Origin of the sequence: Nocardioides marinisabuli (assembly GCF_013466785.1) — a bacterium.
GTDB lineage: Bacteria > Actinomycetota > Actinomycetes > Propionibacteriales > Nocardioidaceae > Nocardioides > Nocardioides marinisabuli.
The window spans coordinates 2948234-2969759 of record NZ_CP059163.1 but is presented as its reverse complement, the minus strand read 5'-3'; the positions used below and the strand labels follow the sequence as shown (position 1 = coordinate 2969759).

The 21526-nt window shown below is 73.6% G+C and carries 20 protein-coding genes; all 20 read right to left on the bottom strand.

The annotated features are described in order from the left end of the window. Window positions 1-4: 4 nt before the first annotated feature. Window positions 5-535, bottom strand: coding sequence for a 30S ribosomal protein S16 (gene rpsP / locus H0S66_RS14210; protein ID WP_179615963.1), 531 nt, complete (start codon window positions 533-535; stop codon window positions 5-7). 181 nt (window positions 536-716) lie between these two features. Beyond that, on the bottom strand, window positions 717-1787 hold the full coding sequence (locus H0S66_RS14205) for an amidohydrolase family protein (RefSeq protein ID WP_179615962.1): 1071 nt from the start codon (window positions 1785-1787) through the stop codon (window positions 717-719). Window positions 1788-1827: 40 nt separating this feature from the next. Further along, complete coding sequence (locus H0S66_RS14200; protein ID WP_179615961.1) at window positions 1828-2214, bottom strand: hypothetical protein; 387 nt, start codon at window positions 2212-2214, stop codon at window positions 1828-1830. Then, window positions 2211-3785: a signal recognition particle protein gene (ffh, locus tag H0S66_RS14195; protein WP_179615960.1), complete on the bottom strand. Its 1575-nt coding sequence runs from the start codon at window positions 3783-3785 to the stop codon at window positions 2211-2213. Before ffh ends, H0S66_RS14200 begins: the two co-directional genes overlap by 4 nt. Window positions 3786-3829: 44 nt before the next feature. After that, complete coding sequence (locus tag H0S66_RS14190; RefSeq protein WP_180923631.1) at window positions 3830-5947, bottom strand: [protein-PII] uridylyltransferase; 2118 nt, start codon at window positions 5945-5947, stop codon at window positions 3830-3832. Window positions 5948-6213: 266 nt separating this feature from the next. Beyond that, window positions 6214-6552: a P-II family nitrogen regulator gene (locus tag H0S66_RS14185; RefSeq protein WP_179615958.1), complete on the bottom strand. Its 339-nt coding sequence runs from the start codon at window positions 6550-6552 to the stop codon at window positions 6214-6216. Further along, window positions 6549-7889: an ammonium transporter gene (locus tag H0S66_RS14180; protein WP_219633576.1), complete on the bottom strand. Its 1341-nt coding sequence runs from the start codon at window positions 7887-7889 to the stop codon at window positions 6549-6551. The genes H0S66_RS14185 and H0S66_RS14180 overlap by 4 nt, the downstream gene beginning before the upstream one ends. Before the next feature lie 170 nt (window positions 7890-8059). Then, window positions 8060-9232: a signal recognition particle-docking protein FtsY gene (gene ftsY / locus H0S66_RS14175; RefSeq protein ID WP_179615957.1), complete on the bottom strand. Its 1173-nt coding sequence runs from the start codon at window positions 9230-9232 to the stop codon at window positions 8060-8062. A gap of 42 nt (window positions 9233-9274) precedes the next feature. Next, complete coding sequence (locus H0S66_RS14170; protein WP_179615956.1) at window positions 9275-9475, bottom strand: hypothetical protein; 201 nt, start codon at window positions 9473-9475, stop codon at window positions 9275-9277. A gap of 63 nt (window positions 9476-9538) precedes the next feature. Continuing rightward, window positions 9539-10006: an acyl-CoA thioesterase gene (locus tag H0S66_RS14165; protein ID WP_179615955.1), complete on the bottom strand. Its 468-nt coding sequence runs from the start codon at window positions 10004-10006 to the stop codon at window positions 9539-9541. Beyond that, window positions 10003-13563: an AAA family ATPase gene (locus H0S66_RS14160; RefSeq protein ID WP_258016923.1), complete on the bottom strand. Its 3561-nt coding sequence runs from the start codon at window positions 13561-13563 to the stop codon at window positions 10003-10005. The genes H0S66_RS14165 and H0S66_RS14160 overlap by 4 nt, the downstream gene beginning before the upstream one ends. Window positions 13564-13596: 33 nt before the next feature. Continuing rightward, window positions 13597-15114 carry an LVIVD repeat-containing protein gene (locus H0S66_RS14155; RefSeq protein WP_179615953.1) on the bottom strand — a complete coding sequence of 506 codons (1518 nt, stop codon included), beginning with the start codon at window positions 15112-15114 and terminating at the stop codon, window positions 13597-13599. Window positions 15115-15168: 54 nt separating this feature from the next. Continuing rightward, window positions 15169-15375, bottom strand: a complete 207-nt coding sequence (locus H0S66_RS14150) for a hypothetical protein (protein ID WP_179615952.1) — start codon at window positions 15373-15375, stop codon at window positions 15169-15171. 207 nt (window positions 15376-15582) lie between these two features. Beyond that, window positions 15583-16470 (bottom strand): bifunctional DNA-formamidopyrimidine glycosylase/DNA-(apurinic or apyrimidinic site) lyase, encoded by an 888-nt coding sequence (mutM, locus tag H0S66_RS14145; protein ID WP_179615951.1) that lies wholly within the window; start codon window positions 16468-16470, stop codon window positions 15583-15585. Between the two features lie 7 nt (window positions 16471-16477). Further along, window positions 16478-17347, bottom strand: a complete 870-nt coding sequence (rnc, locus tag H0S66_RS14140; protein ID WP_179615950.1) for a ribonuclease III — start codon at window positions 17345-17347, stop codon at window positions 16478-16480. Beyond that, window positions 17302-17487 carry a 50S ribosomal protein L32 gene (gene rpmF / locus H0S66_RS14135; RefSeq protein ID WP_179615949.1) on the bottom strand — a complete coding sequence of 62 codons (186 nt, stop codon included), beginning with the start codon at window positions 17485-17487 and terminating at the stop codon, window positions 17302-17304. The genes rnc and rpmF overlap by 46 nt, the downstream gene beginning before the upstream one ends. A 72-nt stretch (window positions 17488-17559) precedes the next feature. Next, the gene (locus H0S66_RS14130) at window positions 17560-18084 is read right to left on the bottom strand and encodes a YceD family protein (RefSeq protein ID WP_258016922.1); all 525 of its coding nucleotides are present in this window, start codon (window positions 18082-18084) and stop codon (window positions 17560-17562) included. A gap of 115 nt (window positions 18085-18199) precedes the next feature. Next, a complete protein-coding gene (coaD, locus tag H0S66_RS14125) occupies window positions 18200-18685 on the bottom strand; it encodes a pantetheine-phosphate adenylyltransferase (protein ID WP_179615948.1) in 486 nt (161 codons plus the stop codon). Further along, a complete protein-coding gene (gene rsmD, locus H0S66_RS14120) occupies window positions 18685-19293 on the bottom strand; it encodes a 16S rRNA (guanine(966)-N(2))-methyltransferase RsmD (protein WP_179615947.1) in 609 nt (202 codons plus the stop codon). The genes coaD and rsmD overlap by 1 nt, the downstream gene beginning before the upstream one ends. Window positions 19294-19304: 11 nt before the next feature. Then, a complete protein-coding gene (locus H0S66_RS14115; RefSeq protein ID WP_179617409.1) occupies window positions 19305-21521 on the bottom strand; it encodes an ATP-dependent DNA helicase RecG in 2217 nt (738 codons plus the stop codon). Between the last annotated feature and the right edge of the window lie 5 nt (window positions 21522-21526).

Below are 21526 nucleotides of genomic sequence, written 5' to 3'. Positions count from 1 at the left end.
GCGCTCAGCCCTCCGCCTTGGTCGCGTCGTCGGCGTTGGTCTCCGCCTCGGCGGCCGCAGCCGGCTCCTCGGCCTTGGCCTCGGACTTGTCGTCAGCCTTGGCGTCGGCCTTCTCGTCAGCCTTGTCGTCGGCCTTGGCCTCGGACTTCTTGGCGGCCGACTTCTTGGTCGTCGCGGCGGCGCCGGACGAGCCGTGCGCCTCCTTGAGGGCCTCGTTGAAGATCTCGAGCTTGTCGCGCTTGGCGTCAGCGGTCTTCAGCGTGCCCTCGGCGCCCGGGAGGCCGTGGTACTTCTGGAAGTCACCGGTGATCTTGAGGATCGCGGCGACCGCGTCGCTGGGCTGGGCGCCGACGGAGAGCCAGTACTGGGCCCGGTCGGAGACGACGTCGATGTACGACGGGTCCTCCTTGGGGTGGTACTTGCCGATCTCCTCGATCACTCGACCGTCGCGCTTCTTGCGCGAGTCGACGACGACGATGCGGTACTGCGGCACCCGGACCTTGCCCAGGCGCTTCAAACGGATCTTGACGGCCACGGTTGTGGTGTCTCCTTGATGTCGTGTGTGGTGAGGGCCGGGGCTCCAGGTGGGGACCGGGACTCGACTCCTCGATGGGCTCCACGCGATCGGATGAGAGGGGCCGAACGCGCAGGACTCAGCGTGGAATGATGCCAGACGTCACCGGGCGGGGACGAATCGCCTCCCGTGCGGCGTGCGCTCAGGCGACCACGCGGCCCCGCAGCACCACGCGGGTGGGCTCCCACAGCACCGTCAGGTCCTGGGCCGGGTCGCGGTCGTAGACGACGAAGTCGGCCGAGGCGCCCTCGACGAGGCCCTCGAAGCCCAGCCACTCGCGTGCGCGCCACGACGCGGCGGCCAGCACCTCGGCGGCCGGCAGGCCCATCTGCGCCATCGCCAGCACCTCGCCGGCCAGGTGGCCGTGGCGCTGGGCTCCCCCGCCGTCGCTGCCGACGTAGAGCGCCACCCCGGCCTCGTGGGCCGACATCAGCACCTCGCGGCGCCGGGCGTGCAGCTCGTCCATGGTCGCGGCGTACGCCGGGAACTTCTCGCGGCCCTGGGCGGCGAACTCGGGGAACTTGTCGGTCTGCATCACCGTCGGCACCAGCGCCACCCCGGTGGCCGCCATCTGCTCGACCTGGTCGAGGGCGAGACCGGTGCCGTGCTCGATGCAGTCGATGCCGGCGTCGAGGAGTCCCTGCAGGACCTCGTGGCCGAAGCAGTGCGCGGTCACCTTGGCGCCGTGCTCGTGGGCCACCGCGATCGCCTCGGCGAGGCTCTCGGGCGGGAACGAGGGCGCCAGGTCGCCGGTCTCGCGCGAGATCCAGTCCCCCACCAGCTTGACCCAGCCGTCGCCGGCGTCGGCCTCCTGGGCGACGTACGCCGACAGCTGCTCGGGCTCGACCTCGTGGGCGTAGCTGCGGATGTAGCGCCGGGTGCGGGCGATGTGGCGCCCGGCGCGCACCAGCCGCGGCAGGTCGTCGCGCTCGTGCACCCACCGGGTGTCGGCCGGGGAGCCGCAGTCGCGCAGCAGCAGCGCGCCGGCGTCGCGGTCGGCCAGCGCCTGCCCCTCGATCTCGGACTCCTCGACCGCGCCGTGGTCCTCGAGGCCGAGGTGGTTGTGGGCGTCGACGAGGCCCGGCACGATCCAGCCGCGTGCGGCGGTCTCGGCGCCGGGCTGCGGCTCGAAGGTGATCCGGCCGTCGACGACGTAGAGGTCACGGCTCTCGCCGTCGGGCAGGACCGGACCGGAGAACTTCAGCGCGCTCATGCCCGCGAGGCTAGCGGCCCGTCGGCGACCGGGTGGGGGCTCAGCCGTGCTCGAGCGTGTCGAGCTGGTCGAGCAGCCAGGGCGGGCCGACGACGGTGGCACCGGTCGCGGTGACGTTGGCGGCCAGGGCCCGGTCGGCGGTGACCACGGTGACGGTGCAGCCGCGAGCGCTGGCGCGCTGGGCCTCGGCCAGGATGGTCACGTCGCCCTCCTTCGGGGCGTGCACGATGCGCACGTGGGCGTCCTTGCCGGGGCGCGCGCCGCCGCGGGCACCGCCCTCGAGGACCATCACGATCTCGTCGCCCGGCACGTCGGCGACCAGCAGCGCCTCGTGCAGGCGCCGGGTCGCCGCGGCGCGGTCCTTCCACCACCCGTCGGGACGGCTGCCGACCACGTTGGCCGAGTCGACCACCACCACGGACCTCACTTGAGGAACTTCGAGAAGTCCTTGGGCAGGTTGAGGTCGGCCGCCGCCTGCTCGTAGTCGACCGTCTCACCGCCCGGGGTGCCGAAGGGGTTGGCCGGCGCAGCGGCCGCCTTCTCCTTGGCCGCCTGCGCCTCCTGGGCGGCCTTGGCCGGGTTGCCGGACCTCTTGGCGCCCTTGCCCTTCTTCTGCTGCGGCTTGGCCTTGCCGCGCTTGCCGCCGCCCATGCCGGGCATCCCCGGCATGCCGGGCATCCCGGGCATCCCGCCGCCGCGCGCCATCTGCATCATCATCTTGCGCGCCTCGAAGAAGCGGTCGACGAGCTGGTTGACGTCGGAGACCTGGCGGCCGCAGCCCTTGGCGATGCGGGCGCGGCGCGAGCCGTCGATCATCTTGGGGTTGGCCCGCTCGGCCGGCGTCATCGACTGGATGATCGCCTGCACGCGGTCGATCTCGCGCTCGTCGAAGTTCTCCAGCTGCTCGCGGAACTGGCCCATCCCGGGCAGCATCCCCATGATCTTCGACATCGAGCCGAGCTTGCGCACCTGCTGCATCTGCTCGAGGAAGTCGTCGAGCGTGAACTCCCCGCCCTGCCCGCTCAACTTCTGCGCGGCCTTGAGGGCCTGCTCGGAGTCGAAGCTCTTCTCGGCCTGCTCGATCAGGGTCATCACGTCACCCATGTCGAGGATGCGCGAGGCCATGCGGTCGGGGTGGAAGAGGTCGAAGTCGGTGAGCTTCTCGCCGTTGGAGGCGAACATGACCGGCTTGCCGGTGATCGAGGCGATCGAGAGCGCGGCGCCACCGCGGGCGTCGCCGTCGAGCTTGGTGAGCACGACGCCGTCGTAGCCCACGCCGTCGAGGAAGGACTGCGCCGTGACGACGGCGTCCTGGCCGATCATCGCGTCGACGACGAAGAGCACCTCGTCGGGGGTGACGGCGTCGCGGATGTCGGAGGCCTGCTTCATCAGCTCGGCGTCGATGCCCAGGCGGCCGGCCGTGTCGACGATGACCACGTCGTGCAGCGTGCGCTTGGCCTCCTCGATCGAGCCGCGCGCCACGGCCACCGGGTCGCCGACGCCGTTGCCGGGCTCGGGCGCGAAGACGGTCACGCCGACGCGCTCACCGTTGACCTGCAGCTGCTTGACCGCGTTGGGGCGCTGGAGGTCGGCGGCCACGAGCATCGGGGACTTGCCCTGCTCCTTGAGCCACAGCGCGAGCTTGGCGGCCAGCGTCGTCTTGCCGGCGCCCTGGAGGCCGGCGAGCATGATGACGGTGGGGCCGTTCTTGGCGTAGCGCAGCCGGCGGGTCTCCCCGCCCAGGATCGTCACGAGCTCCTCGTTGACGATCTTGATGATCTGCTGGGCCGGGTTCAGCGCCCCGCTGACCTCCTCGCCGCGGGCCCGCTCCTTGACCGCGCCGACGAACTCCTTGACCACCGGCAGGGCGACGTCGGCCTCGAGCAGCGCGATGCGGATCTCGCGCGCGGTGGCGTCGATGTCGGCCTCGGACAGGCGACCCTTCCCCCGGAGGTTCTTGAAGGTGTCGGCGAGCCGGTCGGACAGTGTGGCGAACAAGGGCGTCCCTCGGTGTGTCGGCGGAGCGGGGTGGAGGCTCCAGACTAACGGGGCTCCACGGTGAGAGCCGCACGGACGGCGTGCGCGGCGTCGGCGGCGCGGGTCTCGGAGAGGACCCCGGCCGCCGCCTCCTGCAGGTAGAACACGTCGACGGCCTGCGGCCCGAGGGTCTCCACGTGCGCGGAGCGCACCGCCACGTCGAGCTGGGCCAGGGCCGCGCAGACGCGGTGCACGACGCCGGGCTGGTCCGCGGCGCGCACCTCGAGCACGGTGGCCTGCCGCGAGGCGTCGGGCCGCACCTCCACCGTGGGCGCCAGCGCCTTCGGGTCGGGCCGCAGCCGGCTGGCAGGGTCGACGCGGCCCTCGGCGATCGCGGCGTACCGCTCGCGCAGGTAGGGCACGTCGAGGCCGGGCTCGGCGACCTCCCAGACCGAGACGCTGTAGACGTCCTGGGCCCAGGCCCGCGCCGCGCGCACCGGGATGCGCTGGAGGGCGAAGAGACCAGAGAAGTCGGCGAGCAGCCCGACGCGGTCGGGGGCGACGGCGGTGACGCGGGTGCCGTCGGGCGTCGCCTCGACGGCGAAGTGGACCGCGCCGTTGCGCACCTCGCGCGGGATCTCGACCTCCTCGTCGGCGACCGGCGGCAGGCTCCGGCCGGTGTCGAGGGCGGTGTGGGTGCGCCGCGAGAGCTCCAGGACCAGGCCGGTGCGCCACGTCGACCACGCCTGGGGCGAGGCGGCCTTGGCGTCGGCCTCGGTCAGCGCGGTCAGCAGCGACAGCGCCTCGGTGGACCCGACCCGCGAGGCGACCCGCTCGACGGTGGCCGGGTCGTCGTGGTCGCGGGTGGTCGCGGTCTCGGCGAGCAGCAGGTGCCAGCGCACCAGCCCGGCGATCAGGTCGACGGAGGCCGGCTCGAAGCCCATCCGGGTGGCGATGTCGCGGGCGATGGGCTCGCCCGCCACGCTGTGCTCGGTCAGGCTGCCCTTGCCGATGTCGTGCAGCAGCGCGGCGACCATGAGCACGTCGGGCCGGTTGACCTGGCGGATCAGCGACGACGCCTCGATGCAGGTCTCCACCACGTGCCGGTCGACGGTGAAGCGGTGGATCGCCGAGGCGTGCGGGAGCAGCCGGATGCGCTCCCACTCGGGCAGCAGCCGGGGCAGCGCGCCGGTCTCCTCGAGGGTCTCCCAGACCGGCAGCAGCCCCCGGCCCGAGGCCAGCAGCCGCACCAGCTGGTGGCGCGCCTCGGCGGGCCACGGCACCGGCAGGTCGGCGACCTCGCGCGCCAGGCGGGCGGCGGTGGGCGGGGCGAGCACGGCGTCCATCTCCGCGGCCGCGGCGGCGGCGCGCAGCAGCAGCACCGGGTCCTCGGCGGGCTTGGCCTTGCGGTCCAGCACGATCTCGCGCCCGGCCAGCGCGACGCCCGGCGCGATCGGGAACAGCGTGGGGGTGCGCGCGGTGCGCACCGAGACCGGGCGGGCCAGGAAGTCGTCGACGCGGCGCCAGCTCAGCCGCGAGAGGTGGGTGATGCGCCGGCCCAGGGTGCGCACGTGCACCTGGGCGTCGCGGGCGTCGTCCATCCCCAGCCCGGTGGCCAGCTCGCTCCACATCTCGGGGTGGATCCGGTCGCTGGCGCGCCCGGCGGTGGCCTGCACCAGGTCGCGGACGTCGAGCAGCGCCTGGCGCCCCCGCTCGAGGTCGGTGTGGGGGACGTCGACGAGCCAGGTGGCCACCAGGGCCCGCAGCACAGCCGTCGCGTCGCGCAGCCCGCCCTCGGCCTCCTTCACGTCGGGCACCGACATGTGGGCCAGCTCGCCGACCAGCTCGTGGCGCCCGCGCACCAGCTCGCGCAGGGCCGGCAGCCGCTCCCGGGCGTGGCGGCGCCACTGCGCCAGCACCGTGGCGCGCAGCCGCAGCGTCAGGTTGGCGTCCCCGGCCAGGTGGCGCACGTCGAGCAGGCCGAGCGCGACGCGGAGGTCGGCCTCGGCGGCGGCGAGCATCTGCGGGACCTCGCGCACGGAGTGGTCGATGGTGGTGCCGGAGTCCCACAGCGGGTACCACAGCTTCTCGGCGACCTCGCCGGCCTCGACCCCCTCGTCGAGCACCAGCACGACGTCGAGGTCGGAGTGCGGCGCCAGCTCGCGGCGGCCGTAGCCGCCCACCGCGACCAGCGCGCTGCCCCGTCGGCGCCGCCCGCCTTCTCGTACGCCGCGGCGCACAGCGCGTCGGCCTCGGTCGTGCGCTCCTCCCGCTCGGTGGCCGTCACGTCGGTCTCCTCGGGTCGGGGCGGGGCTGCTGTCGGGGCTGGTGCGGGTGCTGGTGCGGGGGCTGGTGGTGGTCCCCGATCATGCCGGACGCGACGACGGCCCGGCCCACCGCAGGGGTGGACCGGGCCGTCGTGGCTGTCACGGGCGCGTCACGGTGTGCATCACAGGGCGGAGGCGTCCCGGTCGCCGGTGCGGACCCGCACCACGCTGTCCACCGGGCTCGTCCAGACCTTGCCGTCACCGATCCGGCCGGTCTGCGCGGCCTTCACGATGATCCCGGAGACGTCCTCGGCATCGGCGTCGTCGACGACGATCTCGAGCCGGATCTTCGGGACGAGCGCGACGTCGTACTCCGCGCCGCGGTAGACCTCGGTGTGGCCCTTCTGGCGGCCGTAGCCGCTGACCTCGCTGACGGTCATGCCGGCGACGCCGAAGGTCTCGAGGGCCTCGCGGACGTCCTCCCACTTGTGCGGCTTGATCACCGCGGTCACGAGCTTCATGCGTGTGCCCCTTCCGTGCGGGTGGAGGGATCGGGCCTCGTCGCGGCGGCGAACGCGCCGCCGCTGCTGCTGGAGAGGCTGGTGTTGAGATCGTAGGCGGACTCGCCGTGCTGGTCGAAGTCGATGCCCTCGACCTCGTCCTCCTCGTCGATGCGCCAGCCCATCGTGAACTTGATGGCCAGGGCGATCAGCAGGGTGATGATGCCGGACCAGGCGACCGCGACCAGGACACCGAGGACCTGGTCGACCAGGGAGCCGACGCCGCCGCCGTAGAACAGGCCGTCGACCGCGCCGCCGGCGACGTTGTCGCCCTCGGAGGCGGTGACCGAGAACAGCCCGATCATCACGGTGCCGACGATGCCGCCGACCAGGTGGACGCCGACGACGTCGAGCGAGTCGTCGTAGTTGAGCTTGAACTTCAGGCCCACGGCCCAGGCGCACAGCGCACCGGAGACCAGGCCGATGGCCAGGGCGCCGAGGATGTTGACCGCACCGGCGGCCGGGGTGATGGCGACCAGGCCGGCGACGATGCCCGAGGCGGCACCCAGCGTGGTGGCCTTGCCGTGCAGCACCTTCTCGACCACCAGCCAGCCGATGATGGCGGCCATCGTGGCCAGCGTGGTGTTGGCGAAGGTCAGACCGGTCTCGGCCAGGAACTGGTCGCTGGCGTCGAGGTCGTCGCTGAAGACGATCGAGCCGACGTTGAAGCCGTACCAGCCGACCCACAGCAGGGCGGCGCCGAGCATGGTCAGCGTCAGGTTGTGCGGACGCATGGGCTCACGGCCGAAGCCGATCCGCTTGCCGATCACCAGGGCCAGCACCAGGCCGGCGACACCGGCGTTGATGTGCACCGCGGTGCCACCGGCGTAGTCCTGGGCGCCGATCTGCGTGCAGATCAGGGCGTCGTCGGTGCAGCCGAAGACCATGTGGGCCAGCGGGAAGTAGGACAGGGTCGCCCAGATCGGCACGAAGACCAGCCAGGCCGAGAACTTCACCCGGTCGGCGATCGCACCGCTGATCAGAGCGGTGGTGATCACCGCGAAGGTCAGCTGGAACATCATGAACGTGTAGCCGTCGTAGCCCACGCCGTCGAGGGCGAAGTTGGCGAACGGCGAGTTGAAGAACGCGTCGATGCCCCCCTCGCCGCTGAACACCATCGAGTAGCCCCACAGCACCCAGATGATGCCGACGATCGCCATGGCGGCGTACGACATCATCATCATGTTCAGGACCGACTTCGACCGCGTCATACCGCCGTAGAAGAGGGCCAAGGCCGGGGTGGTCATCATCAGCACCAGCAGCGTGGCCACCAGCATGAACGCGTTGTAGCCGTCCACAGAACCTCCAAGATCAACTGCGAAGGACGCTCCCCCGGGGCCCCGACGGCGGTGTCGGAGCGGGGTGCGTCCCCATCAGGGCAGAGCCTGTCGCTGCTGTGTTTCGAGGTCCGGCGGCTGGTGTTACGGGCGGGCAACGAGTGCCCGCCCCGTGTTACGCGCTCGTGAACTCAGCCGCCGAGCAGGGCGTCGACGAAGGCGCCAGCGTCGAACGGGGCCAGGTCGTCGGCCCCCTCGCCCAGGCCCACGAGCTTGACCGGCACGCCCAGCTCGCGCTGCACGGCGACCACGATGCCGCCCTTGGCCGAGCCGTCGAGCTTGGTCAGCACGATGCCGGTCACGTCGACGGCGTCGCTGAAGACACGGGCCTGGATCATGCCGTTCTGGCCGGTGGTGGCGTCGAGCACGAGCAGCACCTCGGTGACCGGCGCCTGCTTCTCCACCACCCGCTTGACCTTGCCGAGCTCGTCCATCAGGCCCTGCTTGTTCTGCAGCCGCCCGGCGGTGTCGACGATGACGGTGTCGACGCCGGCCCGGCGGCCCTCCTCCACGGCGCGGAACGCGACCGAGGCCGGGTCCGCGCCCTCCTCGCCCTTGACCGTCTCCACGCCGACCCGCTCGCCCCAGGTGCCGAGCTGCTCGACGGCGGCGGCACGGAAGGTGTCGGCCGCACCCAGCACGACGCTGCGGTCCTCGGCGACCAGGATGCGCGCGATCTTGCCGACGGTCGTGGTCTTGCCGGCGCCGTTGACGCCCACGACCAGCACGACGCCGGGCTCGTCGCCCTCACCGCTGACCTGCAGGGCACGGTCCATGGTCGGGTCGACCAGCGCGAGCAGCTCCTCGCGCAGCACCGCGCGCGGGTCGGCCGAGCCCTCGACCCGCAGCCGGGTGCGCAGCCGCTCGACCAGCTCCTGCGTGGGGGCGACGCCGATGTCGGCGGTCAGCAGGGTGTCCTCGATGTCCTCCCAGGTGTCCTCGTCGAGCCGCTCGCGCGAGAGCAGGGCGAGCAGCCCCCGACCCAGGGTGCCCTGGGAGCCGGCGAGGCGCTGGCGCAGGCGCACCAGGCGCGAGGCCGTGCCCTCCGGGCGCTCGATCTCCGGCGCGGCCGGCGCGGCCGGCTCGGCGGGGGCCTCGGGCTCGATCGTCGCCGGCGGGGCGCTCAGCTCGACAGGCGGGGCGTCGGGGTCGGGGTCGGCAGGGGGCGCGCCGAGGACGTCGGTGTGGGTGTCGGGCAGCGGTCCCGGCTTGCGGCGCCGGGTGACGACCAGACCGGCGACGGCGCCCACGAGGGCGACGCCGACGACGGCGATGACGAGGATCACGAGGGCGAGGGCGTCCATGTCCCTCATCCAACCACCCGGTGCGGGGCGGCCGGCAGGCGGTCAGCGCCCGGTGTCGGACCCTGCGTCGTCGTCCTCGTCGTGCTCGCCCAGGGTGCGCACCGACCCGCGGGCGCGCTGCATGGCCCGGTCGAGCCAGCCCCCCGAGCCGGCGCCGTCACCGCGGTGCGGGACCGCGACGTAGTAGAGGACGAGGGCGGCGAGGGCGAGGATGACGACCATCGCGACGACGATCGGGATCACGGGCGTCTCCGGGGGGGGTGTGGACGAGCGGGGCGGACCACCCCACGGTGGCACACCCCGGGCTCAGCTGCCCCCGGGCACGCGCAGCAGCGGCTCGACTGCGGCGCGGATCACGTCGGGCATCGGCGTGACGCCGCGCGCCGGGTCGGTGTTGTCGACGTACACGTGCACGAAGCGGCCCTCGGCGGCCGCCTCGTCACCCTCGCCCTGGAAGAGGCCGATGCGGTAGACCACCGAGGAGGTGCCGACCTTGTCGACCACCAGGCCGGTCTCGACGGGGGCCGGGAAGCCGATCTCGCGGAAGTAGCGGCACGAGGTCTCGGCCACCACCCCGATCTGCGGCAGGGCCCGCACGTCGACGCCGGTGGCCTCGTAGAGGTGCGCGTTGACCGCGGTGTCGAACATCTCGTAGTACGTGGCGTTGTTGAGGTGGCCGTAGGCGTCGTCGTCGCGCCAACGCGTGGTCACGGTGCGCCAGGCCACGTAGTCGTCCCTGGTGGGGCGGGCGGCACGGTCGGGGCTGGGGCTCACACGGGCTCCGTCTCTCGCAGGCGCTGGCTGATGACGGCCGAGACGCCGTCGCCGCGCATGGTCACGCCGTAGAGGGCGTCGCCGACCTCCATGGTGCGCTTCTGGTGGGTGATGACGAGCAGCTGGGAGTTCTCGCGCAGCTCCTCGTAGATCTCGAGCAGGCGACCCAGGTTGGTGTCGTCGAGCGCCGCCTCGACCTCGTCGAGGATGTAGAACGGTGAGGGCCTGGCCTTGAACAGCGCGACCAGGAAGGCCACCGCGACCAGCGAGCGCTCACCGCCCGAGAGCAGCGAGAGCCGCTTGACCTTCTTGCCCGGCGGACGGGCCTCGACCTCGACGCCGGTGCTCAGCATGTCGCCCGGGTCGGTGAGCACCAGCCTGCCCTCTCCCCCGGGGAAGAGCCGGGCGAAGGTGGCGTCGAAGGCCTTCTCGACGTCGGCATAGGCCTCGCGGAAGACCTGCTCGACCCGGTCGTCGACGTCCTTGACGATGTCGAGCAGGTCCTTGCGGGTGCGGCGCAGGTCCTCGAGCTGCTCGGTGAGGAACTTGTGGCGCTCCTCCATGGCCGAGAACTCCTCGAGGGCCAGGGGGTTGACCTTGCCGAGCATGGCCAGGGCCCGCTCGGCCGACTTCAGCCGCTTGCGCTGCTCCTCGCGCACGAACGGCACCGTCGCCGGCGTGCCCTCGGGCGCGTCGTCGGCGACCTCCTGCGGCACCGGCTGGTGGGGGCCGTAGTCGGCGACCAGCCCGTCGGGCTCGATGCCGAGCTCGTCGAGCGCGCGCTCCTCGAGCTGCTCGATGCGCATCCGCTGCTGGGCCCGGGCCAGCTCGTCGCGGTGCACCGAGCTGACGAGCTCCTCGTGCTCGCGGGCCAGGTCGCGCAGCCGGGCCCGGACCTCGCGCAGCTGCTCCTCGCGCTCGCGGCGGGCCTCCTCCACCTCCGCGCGGGCATCGGCCGCCTGCTGCACCGAGACCTCGAGCCGGGTCAGGGCCCAGGTCACCGCGGCCCCGACGGCCTCGGCCGCGCGGCCCTCGCGCAGCAGCCGGTCGCGGCGCTCGGCGGCGCGCGCCCGCTGCTCGCGCTCCTTGGCGGCGGCCCGCACCAGCGAGTCGGCCCGGCCGTGGATGGCACGCGCCCGTTCCTCTGCGGTGCGCAGCGCCAGGCGGGCGTCCATCTCGCCCTGCCGGGCCTCGCGGGAGGCCTCGACGAGCCGCTCGCGCTCGGAGGTGTCGGGCTCCTCCTCGGGCGCCTGCTCGGCGCGCGCCAGCCGCGCCTCGAGGTCGGCGAGCCCGGCGACGGCGTCGGCACGGGCCTGCTCGGCGCGGGTGATCGCCTGCTCGACCCGCTCGGCCTCCGCGCGCGCCGAGCGCGCCTGCGAGCCGTGCTGGCCCAGCTCCTCGGCGACGGCGGCCAGGGTCGCGTCGGACTCGTGCAGGCGCGCGAGCGCCACGTCGACGCGCTGCTGGCGTCGTGGCGGCGCGCCTCGAGCCGTGAGGTCTCGAAGCCGGCCCGCTCGCTGGCCGCGACCCCTCGGCCAGCGCGGCGGCGGCCTCGTCGACGGCGGCCTGCACCTCGAGGAGGCTGGGTTGCGCACCGGAGCCGCCGGCGACCAGGTGGGCGCTGACGACGTCGCCCTCGCGGGTGACCGCCCCCAGGCTCGGGTCCGCGGCCACCAGGGACCGGGCCGAGGCCAGGTCCTCGACGACGACGACCCGGTCGAGCAGCCGGACCAGCGCCGGGCGCAGGCCGGGCGGCACTCCACCGCGTCGACGGCGTACGTCGCCCCCGGGGGCAGGGTGGGCCAGCCGGCGGGGCCGGGCAGCCCGGGCCCGTCGGCGAGCAGCAGGCCCGCGCGCCCCAGGTCGTCGGCCTTGAGGTGCGCGACCGCGGCGAGCGCGGGATCGGTGCCCTCGACGGCCACCGCGTCGGCGTGCGGGCCGAGGGCGGCCGCGACCGCCGCCTCGTAGCCGGGGCGCACCGTGACCAGGGCGGCGACCGAGCCCAGCAGACCGGTGAGCCCGGAGTCGTCGCCCGCGCCGAGCAGGGCGCCGGCGCCGTCCTTGCGGTTCAGGCCCATCTCGAGGGCGTCCTTGCGGGCGGCGAGGGTGTGGCAGTCGCGGTCGGCGGCCTGCGCCTGCTCGCGCACCGCGGCCAGCAGCCCCTCCACCTCGTCGAGCTCGTCGACGGCCTGCTCGTGCTCGGCGTCGAGGCCCTCCTCCCCCGCGTCGAGACCCGCGACCTTCGTCTCCAGGGCGGTGAAGGCCTTCTGGGCGCGCTCGGCGCGCTCGAGCGCCTCCTGGCGGCTGTGGCGCAGCCGGCCGACCTCCTCGTCGGCCGCGGCGGCGCGCGACTTCAGCGCGTTGACCTGGCCGTGCAGGCGGGCCAGCCCCTCGCGCCGGTCGGCGGCGGCGCGCTGCAGCGCGGCGATGCGTCGCTCCTCCTCGGCGGCGGCGTCCTCGGCGCCCTTGCGCGCGGTGACGGCCTGCTCGAGCCCGGCGCGCCGCGCGTCGACCTCGGCGGCGGTGCGCTGCTCCTGCTCGCGCACCCGCGCGGCCTCGGCCTCGAGGTCCTCGGGGTCGCGCCCGCTGGCGGTCTCGACCTCGGTGCTGGCCGCGGCGTTGCGCACCCGCTCCGCGGCCAGCGACTGGGTGCCGCGCAGCCGCTCGCGCAGCCCCGACAGGGCGTACCAGGTGTCCTGGGCGGCGGCGAGCACCGGCAGGTCCTCGCGCAGGGCCGCCTCGAGGACGCCCTCGCGCTCACGGGCCGTGGCGGTGGCGCGCTCGACCTCCTCGCGCCGCTGCTTGAGCACCGACTCGTCGGCCATCTCCTGCTCCAGCGCGGTGCGGGCGGTGACCAGGTCGTCGGCCAGCAGCCGCGCCCGGGCGTCGCGCACGTCGGCCTGCACGGTGGCCGCCCGGCGGGCCACCTCGGCCTGGCGGCCCAGCGGCTTGAGCTGGCGGCGGATCTCGCTGAGCAGGTCGTTCAACCGGTGCAGGTTGCCCTCGGTCGAGTCGAGCTTGCGCAGCGCCTTCTCCTTGCGCTTGCGGTGCTTGAGGACCCCGGCCGCCTCCTCGATGAAGCCGCGCCGGTCCTCGGGGGTGGCGTGCAGGATCTGGTCGAGCTGGCCCTGGCCGACGATGACGTGCATCTCGCGCCCGATGCCCGAGTCGCTGAGCAGCTCCTGGACGTCGAGCAACCGGCAGGTCTGGCCGTTGATGGCGTACTCCGAGCCGCCGGAGCGGAACATCGTGCGGCTGATCGTGACCTCGGCGTACTCGATCGGCAGCGCGCCGTCGGTGTTGTCGATGCTCAGCTGCACCTCGGCACGCCCGAGCGGCGGGCGGCCCGAGGTGCCGGCGAAGATGACGTCGTCCATCTTGCCGCCGCGCAGGCTCTTGGCGCTCGCCTCGCCCATCACCCACGCCAGCGCGTCGACGACGTTGGACTTGCCCGACCCGTTGGGCCCCACGATGCAGGTGATGCCGGGCTCGAGCTGCAGGGTCGTCGACGAGGCGAAGGACTTGAACCCTTTGAGGGTCAGGCTCTTCAGGTACAACGCAGGGGCCCTTCCGCCGAGGTGGGCCTCAGGCTACCCCTGGGCGCGCCGGCGCCGCAGGAGCAGCGCGCCGGCCATCGCGGCGCCCACGAGCCCCAGCGGCAGCGCGTTGGCGGCCGCGCGGCCCGAGACCGACACCGGCGCGGTCGCGCCGACGGGCGGCTCGGCGCCCCGCCCGTCGCCCGGCACGTCGACGGCGAACACGTCGAGGCCGCGCACCAGGTCGATGCTGTAGACGAGGTTGGTGCGCTTGGTCGTACGTCGGTCGCGGGCGTCGTAGACCGGCACCCACATGGCGTCCCAGACCTCCGAGAGGCCCCACACCGCGTGAGCGTGGGTGCGGATGCGGCGCGGGTTGCTGACGTCGAGGACCTGGGTGCCGCCGCCGTAGAAGCCGGCCGCGACCAGGCCGCCGGCGCGGTAGTCGAACCAGTGCGAGGAGCAGAAGGCGCCGCGCGGCAGCGGGAAGGTGCCGAGGTCGGAGAGCTCGACCTTGTCGAGCGGGACGATCTTGCCGGGCTTGCCGTTGAGCTTCTTGACCCACCAGGTCTGGAACGAGCCGGCCTGGGCGCAGTCGGTCTCCTCGTAGTCCTCCTCGGTCACCAGCAGCACGTTGCCGCGGCGCAGCGAGGGCTTGCGGCCGGGCTTGAACCGCTCGGCGTGCGGGCGGAAGGCGTTGTGCAGGATGAAGTCGTTCCAGCCCTCGTGGTCGGGGTCGTCGCCGGCCCCGGCGGCGCCGGTGGTGGTGAGCACGCGCGGGCGGCGCGGCTTCGAGACGTCCCACATCGAGGCACCCTCGTAGCCGGTGTGGGTGCCGATGCCGGCGGCGTCGAAGTTCCACTTGTGCCCGCCGGTCGGGCTGGCGAAGGGCTGCACGCCGGGCGTGGAGCGGTCGGAGTCGACCTCGACGGGGTCCTCGATGTCGCGCAGGTCGAAGATCGAGAAGCCCGAGCGGCCGCCGGCCGAGTAGGCGTAGCGGCAGTTGGTGTCGTCGATGCAGGCCACGGTGTGCGTGGAGGTGGTGCCGGGGGCCCGCGAGAGCACCGCGGGGGCGCTCGGGTCGGTCACGTCGACCACCACGAGCTCGCCGCCGCCGACGTTGACGTGCTCGATGTCGTCGGGCGAGGCCTGGTAGAGGTCGACCCCGATCAGCGCGAAGCGTCGGGTGCCCTGCTTGGTGCGGCGCTCACCGCAGTTCATCGCCTCGTTCTCGAACATCAGGCTGGGCAGCACCCCGACTCGCTCGGGGCTCGCCGGCTCGGAGACGTCGAAGACCTGCAGCGAGTCGAGCCCGCTGGTGACGAAGAGCGGCGCGGTGGCGGTGAAGCAGCCGGAGATGCCGACCTGGCCGGGGTTCGTCGAGACCTGGGCCATGTTGTCGCTGGCGACCAGCGACGCGGTCGTGCCGGGCTGCTGGGCGGCCCGCTCGAGCATCTGGCTGCGCACGTCGTCGGGGTCGGCACCCTGGGCGGGTGCGGACACCGCCATCGAGGTCAGGGCGAGGGCAGCGGCGGCCAGGACACCGGGCAGGGCGCGGGGGCGACGGGTCATGCCAGGCCCAACGACGCGTGGCCCCGGTGGTCACGGCCTAGGGGGCCCGAGGGCTCAGACGGGCTGCATCTCCTGCAGGTCCTGCAGCTCCTCGCGCAGACCGTGCTCGGCGACCTCGGCGGTGAGCCGGTCGTTCTCGGCGCACAGCCTCAGCACGAGCGCCTCGAGCTCGCGCACGCGCGCGCGCAGCCGCGCGTTGTCGGCGGCTTGGCGGGGGTCGAGCAGGTCGCTGCTGCGGTAGCCGATCAGCGCCTTGGCCATGAGGGACTCTCCAGTGCGGTGGGACGATGGGGGTGGCGACGGACGAGCATCCGGACCGTCTATAAGAGTCCCACCACGCGGGCCTCCCGGTCAATCGCGGGGGGCAGCGGTGCCGTGGCAACCGGACCCGCAGCAGGAACGGTTGCTGACGCACCGCCCGACCATGCCGCGGGTCGTGGTCCGGGTCGTGGTCCGGGTCGTGGTCCGTCAGTCGGGCGCAGCGGCCCCGGGCGTGACCACGCGCCGGCGGCGGGGCGCCGGCTGGCAGCGCGGGCAGAAGTACGACGACCGGTTCATGAACGCGACCCGGCGGATCGGGGTGCCGCAGCGGTCGCAGGGCTCGTCGGCGCGGCCGTAGGCGTGCAGCGAGCGGTCGAAGTAGCCCGACTCGCCGTTGACGTTGACGTAGAGCGCGTCGAAGGAGGTGCCGCCCTGGGCGAGCGCCTCGGCCATGACGTCGCGCGCGTGGTCGAGCAGCGCCAGCACCTGGGCGCGGCTCAGCCGCTCCCCCGGGCGCTCGCCGTGGACGCCCGCGCGCCACAGCGCCTCGTCGGCGTAGATGTTGCCGACGCCCGAGACGAGGTTCTGGTCGAGCAGCTGGCGCTTGATGCCCGAGGCCCGTCGGCGCACGCGCGCGGCGAACTCGTCGTCGTCGAACTCCGGGTCGAGCGGGTCGCGGGCGATGTGGGCGATCTCGGGCGGCAGGTCGGCACCGCCGGCCGAGATCGACAGCCCGCCGAACATGCGTTGGTCCACGAAGTGGAGGTGCCGTCCGTCGGCGGCGCCGTCGAGGCGCACCCGCACCCGCAGGTGCTTCTCGGGGGCCGCGTCGGCGGGCTGGACCAGCATCTGCCCGCTCATGCCCAGGTGGGCCAGCAGGGCGTCGCCGTCGTCGAGGGGCAGCCAGAGGTACTTGCCCCGGCGCCGGGCGCCGGTGAGGGTGCGTCCGGTGAGGGCCGCGGCGAAGCCCTCGGGGCCGCGCTCGTCGCGGCGCACCGGCCGCGGGTGCAGCACGTCGACGCCGACCACCCGGGCGCCGACGACGTGGCGCTCGAGCCCGGCGCGCACCACCTCGACCTCGGGGAGCTCGGGCACCGGTCGCCTAGGAGCCGTCGGTGTCGGCGGGGCCGGCGGCCGTGCCGGCGGCGGGGCCGGTGCCGGACTTGCCGGCCGCGGCGTTGCCGGCCGCGACCTCGGCCGCGGTCTCGGCAGGGTCGGTGACACCGAGCTGCGCGGCGATCTCGCCGTACGCGGTCTCGGCAGCGGCCTGCTCGGCCTCCTTCTTCGACCGGCCGGTGCCGTTGCCGTAGAGGCGCTCGCCCACGCGCACCTGGGCGGTGAAGGTCTTCTGGTGGTCCGGGCCGCTGTCCTCGATGACGTACTCGGGCACACCCAGGCCGTGCTCGGCCGACAGCTCCTGCAGGGAGGTCTTCCAGTCGAGGCCGGCCCCGAGGGCCGAGGCCGCCTCGATGAGCGGGTCGAAGAGGCGGTGCACCACCGCGGCGGAGGTCTCGATGCCTCCGCCGGAGAGGTGCACGGCCCCGATGACCGCCTCGACGGTGTCGGAGAGGATGGAGGCCTTGTTGCGGCCCCCGGTGCTCTCCTCGCCGCGACCGAGCTTGACGTGCTCGCCGAGCCGGATGCCGCGCCCGACACCGGCCAGCGCCCGGGCGTTGACCACCGCGGCGCGCAGCTTGGCCAACCGGCCCTCGGAGAGGTCCGGGTGGGTGCGGTAGAGCGTCTCGGTCACGACGACGCCGAGCACCGAGTCGCCCAGGAACTCCAGGCGCTCGTTGGTCGGCAGGCCGCCGTTCTCGTAGGCGTAGGACCGGTGCGTGAGCGCGCGGTCCAGCAGCTCGGGGTCCAGCTCAGGATCCCCGAGCGCTGCTCGCAGCTCGGCGTAGTCGTTCAGGGAACTGATCGGTCTCAGAGGACCTGACGACGGTCGGCCTTGGCGCCGTACTGGCCGCACTCGCCGCACGCGCGGTGCGGGAGGTGCTTGGCACCGCACGCGGCGTTCGCGCAGGTCACCAGGGTCGGCGCCGTGGCCTTCCAGGCCGAGCGACGGTGACGGGTGTTGCTGCGCGACATCTTCCGCTTCGGGACAGCCACTGTTTTCTCCTCGTTGCGAGGCCGGGATCGCTCCTCGGCCTGGTGGTGGTCTTGGTCTTGCTGGTGGGTCTGCTACTTCTCGTCCGGCTCGTCCTGCGCCAGGGCGGCCAGGCCGGCCCAGCGCGGGTCGATCGGTTCGTCGTGACCGTGGTCGGGGTCCTCGGCCAGTCGTGCCCCGCAGTCGGGGCACAGACCGGGACAGTCCTCGGTGCACAGGGGCTGGAACGGCAGCTTGAGCACCACTGCGTCCCTCAGCTGGGGCTCGAGGTCGAGCAGGTCGTCCTCGAGCCGGCTGACCTCGTCGTCCTCGTCGTGGGAGGTCTGGTGCTCGGCGTAGACGTACAGCTCCTGGAAGGTCACCTCGACGTCGTCGTGGATCTCCTCCAGGCACCGTGCGCACTCGCCGTCGAGCCCGGCTCGCGCCGTGCCCGTGACCAGGACTCCCTCCATGACCGCCTCGAGCCGCAGGTCGATGTCGACCGGCGAGCCCTCGGGGACAGTGAGGACGTCGATGCCCAGATCTGCCGGTGCCGGCACCGAGAGCGTCACCTCACGCTGGGACCCCGGGCGGCGGCCGAGCTCGCGGGTGTCGAGCACGAGCGGCGCTCTCGGGTCCAGGCTGGTCAGGGGATCACTTCCGGGTCCGGGCACGAACAGATCAGCGGGAAGCGTATCCCTCGGGTGAACGGCGGGGCAAAACGCGCCTGCCGGGTCATCCGCGCTGCTCGGCGATGCGCTCGGTCAGGCGGGCGTGCACGAAGTCGGGCACCAGCGTGGAGACGTCGCCGCCGAAGGTCGCGACCTCCTTGACCAGGCTCGAGGCGAGGAAGGAGTACTCGGGGCTGGTGGGCACGAAGACGGTCTCCACGTCGGTGAGCGAGGAGTTCATCTGCGCCATCTGCAGCTCGTAGTCGAAGTCGCTGACCGCGCGCAGGCCCTTCACGATCGCGTGGATGCCGTGCTCGGCGCAGTAGTCGGTCAGCAGGCCCTTGAAGCCGTCGACGCGCACGTTGTCGAAGTCGGCGCACGCCTCGGTGAGCATCGCCATCCGCTCCTCGGGGGTGAACATCCGGTTCTTGGACTTGTTCACCCCGACCGCGACGACGACCTCGTCGAAGAGGGAGGCGGCCCTCGCGACGATGTCGATGTGCCCGTTGGTGACGGGGTCGAAGGACCCCGGGCAGACGGCTCGACGCACTACTGCTCCCCCGCTCGTGGTTGCTCTGCTGGCTCCCCCGGCTCGTCCACGGGCGCGTGGGCCGACCACAGGGTCGTCTCACCGTACTTGCGCGAGCGGACCTCGACGAACCCGGTGGGGAACGCCGGCTGCGGGCTGCGCCGCGAGCGCTCGACGACGACCAGCGCGTCGGGCACCAGCCAGCCCTGCTCGACGAGCGCCAGCAGGTCGGCGCCCAGCTCCTCCTCGGTCAACGGGTAGGGCGGGTCCATGAAGACGACGTCGTAGGGCGCCACCGGCGCCCGGCCCAGGGTCGCGGCGACCGGTGCCGCGAGCACCTCGGCCCGCGGGAAGCCGAGGGTGCGGGCGTTGGTGGCGATCAGCCCCGCCGTGCGCCGGTCCGACTCCACCAGCGTCGCCACGCCCGCGCCGCGCGAGAGGGCCTCGAGCCCGACGGCGCCCGAGCCGGCGTACAGGTCGAGGAAGCGCAGGCCGTCGAGCGAGCCCGTGGCGGCCTCGATCGAGGAGAACAGCGCCTCGCGGACCCGGTCGGCGGTGGGACGGGTGGCGGTGCCGGGCGGGGTGCTCAGCCGGCGTCCGCCGGCGCTGCCGCCGATGATGCGGGTCATGGGGAGCGATCCTACGAGCGGTCGACGAAGTCGGCGGCGACCGACCTCTCGAGGGCCTCGACGGCGGCGGCCAGCGCGGGGGCGCCACGCAGGTCGGGGTCCGACTCGAGCAGGGCGACCCCTGCGGCGCGGGCGGCGAGGATGGTCTCCTCGTCGCGGAGCACCCGCAGGGTGTGCAGGCTGGACTGGTAGCCGGACTGGTGGGCGCCGAGCACGTCGCCCTCGCGGCGCTGCTCGAGGTCGACCCGGCTCAGCTCGAAGCCGTCGGAGGTGGCGGCGACCGCCTCGAGACGCCCACGGGCCGGGGTGCCGACCTCGGCGTGGGTGACCAGCAGGCACAGTCCGGGGTGGCCGCCGCGGCCGACCCGCCCGCGGAGCTGGTGCAGCTGGGAGACCCCGAACCGGTCGGCGTCCAGCAGCACCATCGCCGTGGCGTTCGCCACGTCGACCCCGACCTCGATGACCGTGGTGGAGACCAGCACGTCGACCTCGCCGCCGGCGAAGGAGCGCATCGTCGCGTCCTTGACGTCGGGGGTCAGGCGCCCGTGCATGGCGGTCAGCCGCAGCCCCGCCAGCGGACCCGCGCGCAGCTCCTCCACGACCTCCTCGACCGCGCTGAGCGGACGCTCGGTGCGTTCCTCGCCCGTGTCGCCCGGCTCCCCGGCCTCGGCCTGGCCGGCCTCCCGCTCGTCGCCGGAGATGCGGGGGCACACGACGTAGACCTGGTGGCCGGCCGCGACCTCCTCGCGCACCCGCTGCCAGACCCGGTCCACCCAGTGCGGGGCGTCGGCGACGGGCACGACCGTGGTCTGCACCGGCGCCCGGCCGGCCGGCAGCTCGGTCAGGGTGGAGATCTCGAGGTCGCCGAAGACGGTCATCGCCACCGTGCGCGGGATCGGGGTGGCGGTCATCACCAGCACGTGGGGCGGGGTGCCGGCCTTGTCGGTCAGGGCGGCGCGCTGCTCGACACCGAAGCGGTGCTGCTCGTCGACCACTACCAGCCCGAGGTCGGCGAAGCCGACCTTGTCCTCGAGCAGGGCGTGGGTGCCGATCACGATGCCGGCCTCGCCCGAGGCGAGCCGCGACATCGGTCCGGTGCGCTGGGTCCTGGTCATCGAGCCGGTGAGCAGCTCGACCGCGGTGGCCTCCTCCGCCCCACCCAGCAGGCCGGCCGAGGCGAGGTCGCCGAGCATCGCGGTGATGGAGCGGTGGTGCTGCTGGGCGAGCACCTCGGTCGGGGCGAGCAGGGCGGCCTGGGCCCCGGAGTCGACGACGCGCAGCATCGCGCGCAGCGCCACCAGCGTCTTGCCCGAGCCGACCTCGCCCTGCAGCAGCCGGTTCATCGGCCGCTCGCGCGCCAGGTCCTCGTCGATCTCGGCGCCCACCTCGCGCTGGCCGCCGGTCAGCTCGAAGGGCAACCGCGCGTCGAAGGCGTCGAGCAGGCCCCCGCTGCGCCCGGCCCGGGGCCGTGCGCCCAGCCGGGCGAGCGCACGGCGCCGACGGGCCAGCACCAGCTGGGTCACGATCGCCTCGTCGAAGCGCAGACGCTGCAGCGCCCGCGTGACCTGGGCGTAGTCCTTCGGGTGGTGCACCCACTCCAGCGCGGTGCCGGCGTCGACCAGCCCGGCCTGCTCGCGCACCGCCTCGGGCAGCAGCTCGGGCACCTCGTCGAGGACGGCGAGGGCGAAGGTGATCGCACGCTGGAGGTCCCAGGTGTCGACACCCTTGGTGAGCGGGTAGATCGGGTAGAGGTCGCCGAGGGTCTCCAGCGAGAGCTGCGCGGCGTCCTCGCCCTCGGTGCCCATCAGGACCATCTGCGGGTTGGTGAGCTGCCAGTCGCCGTTGAAGCGGCCCACCTTGCCCTGGAAGATGCCCCGGCGCCCCTCGGGCAGCCGGCGCTCGTGCCAGTCGGCCATGTGCGGCTTCTTGGCGAAGAACGACATCCGCAGGCTCGGGCCGTCGGTGTGCAGCACCGTGTCGACCCGGTACGCCGTGCGGCCGGTGCGGCGGTCGGCGTACTCGCGCCGGCGGGTCTGGCCGATCTGGCCGACCACCGTCAGCAGCTCGCCCTCCTGCAGCGCTTCGACCGTGGTCAGCTCGGCGGTGCGCACGTAGCGCCGCGGCAGGTGGTGCACGAGCTGGCCGACGGTGCGCAGCCCCAGGCCCTTGGTGATCTTGGCGGCCTTGGTGCCGGTGTCGCCCAGCACGGTCTCTATCGGCGAGTCCATCGAGA

What these genes read in the sequence shown, in the direction of transcription:
- H0S66_RS14150 (WP_179615952.1), bottom strand. Translation starts at nt 15,375, where the DNA reads ATGGCCAAGGCGCTGATCGGCTACCGCAGCAGCGACCTGCTCGACCCC.
- ftsY (WP_179615957.1), bottom strand. Translation starts at nt 9,232, where the DNA reads ATGGACGCCCTCGCCCTCGTGATCCTCGTCATCGCCGTCGTCGGCGTC.
- H0S66_RS14115 (WP_179617409.1), bottom strand. Translation starts at nt 21,521, where the DNA reads ATGGACTCGCCGATAGAGACCGTGCTGGGCGACACCGGCACCAAGGCC.
- H0S66_RS14185 (WP_179615958.1), bottom strand. Translation starts at nt 6,552, where the DNA reads ATGAAGCTCGTGACCGCGGTGATCAAGCCGCACAAGTGGGAGGACGTC.
- H0S66_RS14205 (WP_179615962.1), bottom strand. Translation starts at nt 1,787, where the DNA reads ATGAGCGCGCTGAAGTTCTCCGGTCCGGTCCTGCCCGACGGCGAGAGC.
- rsmD (WP_179615947.1), bottom strand. Translation starts at nt 19,293, where the DNA reads ATGACCCGCATCATCGGCGGCAGCGCCGGCGGACGCCGGCTGAGCACC.
- H0S66_RS14155 (WP_179615953.1), bottom strand. Translation starts at nt 15,114, where the DNA reads ATGACCCGTCGCCCCCGCGCCCTGCCCGGTGTCCTGGCCGCCGCTGCC.